The organism is Rudaea sp. (assembly GCF_036383415.1).
In the GTDB taxonomy this organism is placed as follows: domain Bacteria; phylum Pseudomonadota; class Gammaproteobacteria; order Xanthomonadales; family Rhodanobacteraceae; genus Rudaea.
Map to the genome: position 1 here is coordinate 1 of NZ_DASVOK010000401.1, position 2,869 is coordinate 2,869.

General features: G+C 65.0%; 3 protein-coding genes. 1 reads left to right on the forward strand and 2 read right to left on the reverse strand.

Features of this window, described 5'->3' with window-relative positions:
• Positions 1 to 201: hypothetical protein (locus tag VF497_RS14745; RefSeq protein ID WP_330890036.1), on the reverse strand; the 201-nt coding region annotated here is incomplete at its 3' end.
• Between the two features lie 588 nt (positions 202 to 789).
• Positions 790 to 2,073 (reverse strand): aminotransferase class I/II-fold pyridoxal phosphate-dependent enzyme, encoded by a 1,284-nt coding sequence (locus tag VF497_RS14750; RefSeq protein ID WP_330890038.1) that lies wholly within the window; start codon positions 2,071 to 2,073, stop codon positions 790 to 792.
• A 429-nt stretch (positions 2,074 to 2,502) separates the two neighbouring features.
• Between VF497_RS14750 and VF497_RS14755 the strand changes: the two genes are divergently transcribed.
• The coding region (locus VF497_RS14755) for an ECF-type sigma factor (RefSeq protein WP_330890040.1) at positions 2,503 to 2,869 on the forward strand (367 nt) is incomplete at its 3' end.

Below are 2,869 nucleotides of genomic sequence, written 5' to 3' on the forward strand. Positions count from 1 at the left end.
CACGAGCAGCGCGGCGAGGATGCCCGCCGAACGCGCCGGCCGCGCCTGCACCGCGCCGCCGAGGCGACTCCATCCCGCGCCGACCGCACGCGCCCAAGGCGGCGCATCCCAGCCGACATGGCCGAAGAAGAACGACAGCACCGCGCCGACGAACCGCAGCAGCATCAGCGGCAGGTTCCAGATGAAATTCAGCAGCCCCATGATCGTTTCGTCCTTTTTCGTGTCTCGTGCGCGTGCGCGCGTGATTTCGTCGCGTCCACCGGACGCAATTCCGTCGAAAAACAGATCAGCCCCGGTTGGATTCTACGAGTTACTCCGCCGCATCCATAGCCTCGCAGGTCACACTGGCAAATTGATGGCGAAATATGGCTGGCGCAGATCGAATCTCTGCGCACGCAGAGAATGTGCCGTGATTTTGTGGGTACGCGATTTATCGTCATTCCGGCGCAGCCGGAATCCAGCATCTTTGTTCTTGATTCCGCTGCTACCGCGTCCCTTCACCTTTCCGCGCGCGTCCGGCGCGCGGGTCACTTTCTCTTGCTTGTGCAAGAGAAAGTGACCAAAGAGAACACACCCCGGATGCCGCGCCGCCTGCGGCGGTGCGCGAGGTCATGCCGGGGTTCGTTGAACGCACGTCCGTGTGCGTGCAACGAACTCGCGCGCATCGTGCGCGCGATCCTAGCGGACATTTCCAGCCTGCCCTCGCCGCGGCAAACGGGGTCCCGAGATCAAGAGCAAGATCAAAAACCAGGCGCGATGAATCGCGCCCCTACGGCGTAGAACTCAGCTTCAGATCGCGTCGAGCGCCTGGCGCAAATCGGCGATCAGCGTTTCCGGCTCCTCGAGTCCGACCGACAGACGAACGTAGTTGAGCCCGGCGCCACCACCCGGTGGCGTCAACGGAGCGTCGGCCGGATAGACCGCGCAGACCGGAAACTGCAGCGACTCGTAGCCGCCCCACGACACGGTCATCAGGAAATAGCGCAGGGCATTGCAGAAGCGCTCGACACCGGCCACATCGGCGGCGCGCAGCACAACAGTCAGCAATCCGCTCGCGCCGCGCATCTGCGCCTGGGTCAGGGCGAACTGCGGATTCGCCGCATCGTGCGGGTAGTACACTTTTTCCACCTTCGCATGCGCCTGCAGGAACGCGAGCACTTCGCGCGTCGTGCGCGCGATGCGCTCCATGCGCACCGACAGCGTGCGCAGGCCGCGGATCATCAGCCAGGCGTCGTGCGGCGACATCACCGCGCCGCAGACCATGTAGGTCCTCTTGAACACCTCGCGGATGATCGCCTCGCTCGCGCACAGCGCGCCGGCGACGACGTCGCTGTGCCCGTTCAAGTACTTCGTCGCCGAGTGCGCGACCATGTCGATGCCGAGCGCGAGCGGCGACTGGTTGAGCGGCGTCGCATAGCTGTTGTCGCAGAGCGTGCGGATGCCATGCGCCTTTGCGAGTTCTGCAACCGCGGCGAGGTCCTGCTGCTCGTAGGTCATCGAATTCGGGCTTTCGAGCACGATCAGCTTGGTCTGCGGGGTGATCGCAGCGGCGAAATTCGCGGTGTCGGTGCCGTCGATGAAACTCGTCGTCACGCCGAAGCGACCGAGCAGATCACGCAGCACCGCGCGCGTCCAAGAATACGGGCGAGCAACGCAGATCACATGGTCGCCCGCGGCGACACTGGCGATGACGGCCGCGGAGATCGCGCCCGCGCCGCTGGAAAACATCAGGCAGTCCTCGGCGCCTTCAAGCGCGGCGACCTTCCTGCGCAGCACTTCCACCGTCGGATTGTTGCCGCGCGTGTAGGTCGTGCGCCGGAACTCGTCGCGGAAACCCTCGCGGAATGCATCCACCGTCGGGAACGCAAAGATCGAACTCTGGTAGATCGGCGGCGACACCGCGCCGCGATGACGCTCGCGGTCTTCACCGAGGTGATTGAGGATGTAGCTCAGGTCCATGGCTTGCGGCACGCCTGCGAAGGGATTTGCCGAAGCATAAGGCAAACGCCGACGGCCGCGTGCCTGCAGAGCGAGCGTGGCGACGATCACCGTCGCCACGCCGCCTGCTTGCACCCGGCGATCTGCGCCGAGCGACAGGTGGCGCCGTTGGAAGCCACCTTGCCGACCAGCGCAGCCCCTGCGCCGAGAACCGCGAGTGGACCCGGCACCGCGTCCCCTGTCCCAATTACGCCGTGCCGTGCCCGAAGCGGACCTTCAAAACCCCCTATCGCGCAAATGCCGTCCGCCACCGCATTCGCCGCGCCCCATACAGCAGACGAAAATCAGGCCACCACTACGCCATGTGAATCTGCTTTTCGCCGGAATCCCCGTGAAATTTCCCTGTTCATTTACAACAAGCGCAAAACCGTGGGGCCGCCTATCACGCCGGAAAATTTTTTTCGGCGCCCGTCGTCGGGGTTCTGGCGACGTTCATCGGGGTATTTTTGCAAAGCCTGCACGCTTCCCGCATCATCTTGGCAACAGGAAACAGGATCCGGCGCTTTGAATTCCGACATCACCGTCCGCCTCGCCGCCTGGCGCGGGGGCGACCTCGCCGCGCTGGAACCGGTCATGCCCGAACTGTACGACCTGCTGCGCCAGATCGCCGTGCAGCGCCTGCGCGGCGAGACAAGCTCGGTCACGCTCGATCCCACCGACCTCGTCCACGAGGCGATGACGCGCCTGCTCGGCGCGGGCAAGACATTCGCCAACCGCGCCCATTTCCTCGCAGTCAGCGCGCTGTACATGCGCTCCATCCTCGTCGACCGCGCGCGCGCCATCCTTGCCGGCCGGCGGCCTGAGGCGCAGGCGACGATCACGCTCGGCAGCGCGGTCGAGGTGCCCGACGACCTCGGCGCGATGGACGTGG